Below are 3,463 nucleotides of genomic sequence, written 5' to 3'. Positions count from 1 at the left end.
TTCCTGCCTATGCCCCGATTCCATGCCGTTCTTGAAGGTCACCGGGATATCCCGGGTTTGGCAACTCAAAATACATCTTTCTCTTATCTATTCATCAGGATAGCTTCCAGAATGTGATATAATAAATGCATAAAAAATTCTGCATGGTGCAGTAAATCATCGAGGCATTCCTTATGAAATCGTATTATACCATTGGTGAAACGGCAAAATTACTGGGCGTGACGACACAGACCCTGCGGCACTATGAAAAAATAGGTATTTTACAACCCCGTAAAATAGATTCACATACGGGATACCGCTATTATTCATTTGATCAGTTCCATATCATCGACCGGGTGAAATATCTTCAGGGATTAGGCCTGCATCTGACCGATATCGGCCAAATCATCAAAAAAGGGACCGTTGCCGGCCTTCTGCCTGCCCTGGAAAAGGAATGGCAGAAATCCTATCAGGAACTGGAACAGATTCAGAACCGCATCAAAGATATCGAATGGTACATCGAATATTTTACCTATCTGAGTAAAATAGATGATTCCAGCATTTTGTATCATCTCCATCTGCCGGAACGTCATATCATCCAGGTTCCCTGCTACGATACAGACGCTCTGGCCGATATGGAAATCCGCCTGGCGAAAGCCAAAGGCTCTTCCCGTCTCCATCACTTACCTTACCGGAGACAATATGGATATATTCTTTCTATTTCTGATTTGTTCGCCAGCCGTTTTCATCCTACACAGTATTTTATTTATCTGAAACACCGTCCGGATCAGTATCTTCCAGAATATAAAAAGCTGCCTGCCGGCGAATACATCTGTTTTCGCACCCAGGTTTTAAAAGAACATTGGGATACGACGCTGCTGCATAACTTTTTCTCTGATATGAACCAGCCGGAGCTTGCCCTGGCCCTGGAATTCGAAGATAACCTCGTTGAATATCAGGATGCCCAGTACGAAATACAGATGTATTCTCCTGAACAAACGCAAACCTTATAGCAGGAATAAGGTTGTACTCCGAATCGGTTCCACAAAGAGACGTAGCCTGCCTGTAAATGAGTTGAAAAGCATATTATTAATGACTATATCGCAAGAATAGGCTGTGAAATTCGTCAGCCTATTCTTTTTTTGCACACAAAAAAGAATTGACTCGTTTCTTACAAAAAGGTTTATGCTCTATTCATAGCAAAACATCGTTTTGCATAGTTCTTACAAATTGCTTTTAGGAGGAAACCATAATGAACACGACTGTATCGAGAGAAACTGAAATCCTGTATGTCGGGAGCGAACCGCAATTACCGGTAGAACGGCCGGAAACACCGCCGATTTATCCTTCCACTGCCAATATTATCAGTGATATGGATGACTATGATCGTGCTAATAAAGGGGAAAAATATTACTACTGCCGTACAGCCAACCCAAACCGCGATGGCGTAGCCCAGGCAGTATCTTATCTTGAACATGGTGAGCAGTCTCTGGTCTGCTCTTCCGGCATGGCGGCTATTTCTACAACCATTCTGTCCCTGGTAAAAGCCGGCGACCATATCATCACCAGCAATGCCATTTACGGGGAAACGATTGAATTATTCGACCGCATCGTAAAAAAATTTGGCGTTGAAGTAACCTATGTGGACCTGACCGATCCCGATGCCGTAGAACAGGCCATCCGGAAAAATACCCGCCTCATCTATACGGAAATCATTACCAACCCGCTGATCCGCATCATCGATATCGACGCCATCACCCGTTTCGCCCATAAAGCAGGCGCTCTTGTCGTCGTGGACAGCACATTCACGACACCCTTTGCTATCTGCCCGCTCGATCACGGTGCCGATATCGTCGTACACAGCATGACAAAATACTTCGGTGGCCACAGTGATATTACAGCCGGCTGCATTACCGGTCCTAAAGAGCTGATGAAAAAAATCTATTCCGACTATCTTCTTTTCGGCGGCTGCCTTGATCCCCAGAGTTCCTGGCTTCTCCTGCGCAGCATCCGCACCATGGAAATGCGCGTCACCCGCCAGTTCGCCAACGCGCGTGCCCTGGCCGAAGCCCTGCAGGCCGATCCGCATGTCCGCAATGTCAATTATCCGACTCTTTCCAATCATCCCCAGCATAAACTGGCTGAAACATTACTGCCCCATGGCTGCGGTGCCATGCTCAGTTTCCGCGTAGAAGACGACCGGCAGAAAGTCAATGAATTCATGCACCGGTTGAAGGTAGTCAAATATCTGGGAACACTGGGAGGTTATCGTACGACCATCGCCCACCCCGCTACGGCGTTCCGCTTTGATTTCACCCCACAGCAGCTTCGCGACATGGGAATGGAAGAAGGGCTGATCCGCATTTCATCGGGCATCGAATCGACAGAAGACCTGATAGCTGATTTCAAACAGGCGTTATCTGTATTTGATACAGTAAAGTAAGGCGGTGATTCCTATGTTGAAAAATATCAATCTGCCTATCGCCCTGTTAGCCGTCGGCCTGCTGTTCGCCCTGGTCGTCCCCATGGTGCTGGCACCGGAAGGAACGGCGTACGTCATCAGTATTTTCTATAATATAATGACGATTGATTTTCCCTGGGCTCTCATGCTCATCGCGTTTCTCAGTGCCGTCTTTGCCATCTTTATCATGTTTTCCAAATACGGGGATATCCGCCTCGGCGGGAATGGTGCCAAGCCTCACTATAAGACGTTCTCCTGGGCAGCTATGAACATGTGCTCTGCTGCCGGAGCCGGTATTTTCATCTTTGGCATGGTCGAATGGATGTATTATGTCAAAACACCGCCGTTCGGAGTCATTCCCGATTCAGTACAGGCCTATGAATATGCGTCAGCATACGGCATGTTCCACTGGGGATTTTCCGCATGGGCCATTTATCTTCCCGTCTCCCTGGCACTGGGATATATGTTCTGGAATAAGAAAGTAGACTCGCTGAATCTGTCTGATTTATGCAAATCCGTGCTAAAAGGCGAAAGTCTTCCGGTCCGCATTATCCGTAAAATAATCGACGGTCTCGTCGCCTTTGGCTATATCGGCGGTCTGGTCTGCACTGTCGGACTGGGTACATCCATTCTGGCAGAACTGGCTGGCTACCTGCTGGGCTTTGAAGTAACCTTTACGCTGCGCATCGCCGTAATACTCATCTTCTGCCTTTTCTTTATTCTTTCCACCTCCAAGAGTATTGCCAAGGGCATCAGTATCATCAGCGACTTCAATGTCAAACTGGCACTGGGATTTTTTATCTTCATCCTTATCGTCGGTCCTACGTCGTTTATTCTCAATAACTTCACCATGGCTGTCGGAACCAATATCCGGGAATTCGTGCACATGAGTTTCAATACCGACGCCATTGCCCAGACAGGATTTGTCCAGCAATGGACCGTATTCTACTGGGCCTGGTATCTGGGCTGTACGATTTCTGACGGTTTGTGGCTGGCCCGTGTTTCCTATGGCCGTACGTTCCG

3 protein-coding genes are annotated in these 3,463 nt (G+C 47.3%); all 3 read left to right on the top strand.

Features of this window, described 5'->3' with window-relative positions; genetic code table 11:
- The first annotated feature begins 173 nt into the window (after positions 1–173).
- Positions 174–992, top strand: a complete 819-nt coding sequence (locus DBO31_RS08775) for a MerR family transcriptional regulator (protein WP_059075296.1) — start codon at positions 174–176, stop codon at positions 990–992.
- A 239-nt stretch (positions 993–1,231) separates the two neighbouring features.
- Positions 1,232–2,422, top strand: coding sequence for a PLP-dependent aspartate aminotransferase family protein (locus DBO31_RS08770; RefSeq protein WP_150824960.1), 1,191 nt, complete (start codon positions 1,232–1,234; stop codon positions 2,420–2,422).
- A 13-nt stretch (positions 2,423–2,435) separates the two neighbouring features.
- On the top strand, positions 2,436–3,463 hold a 1,028-nt coding region (locus DBO31_RS08765), incomplete at its 3' end, for a BCCT family transporter (RefSeq protein WP_150824959.1).

Source organism: Megasphaera sp. DJF_B143 (assembly GCF_900320625.1).
GTDB lineage: Bacteria > Bacillota > Negativicutes > Veillonellales > Megasphaeraceae > Megasphaera > Megasphaera hexanoica.
Note: the sequence above shows the minus strand (reverse complement) of the source record. Positions and strands in the feature narration are given on the sequence as shown.

Coding starts and splice junctions, on each gene's coding strand:
- DBO31_RS08775 (WP_059075296.1), top strand. CDS start 174: ATGAAATCGTATTATACCATTGGTGAAACGGCAAAATTACTGGGCGTG.
- DBO31_RS08770 (WP_150824960.1), top strand. CDS start 1,232: ATGAACACGACTGTATCGAGAGAAACTGAAATCCTGTATGTCGGGAGC.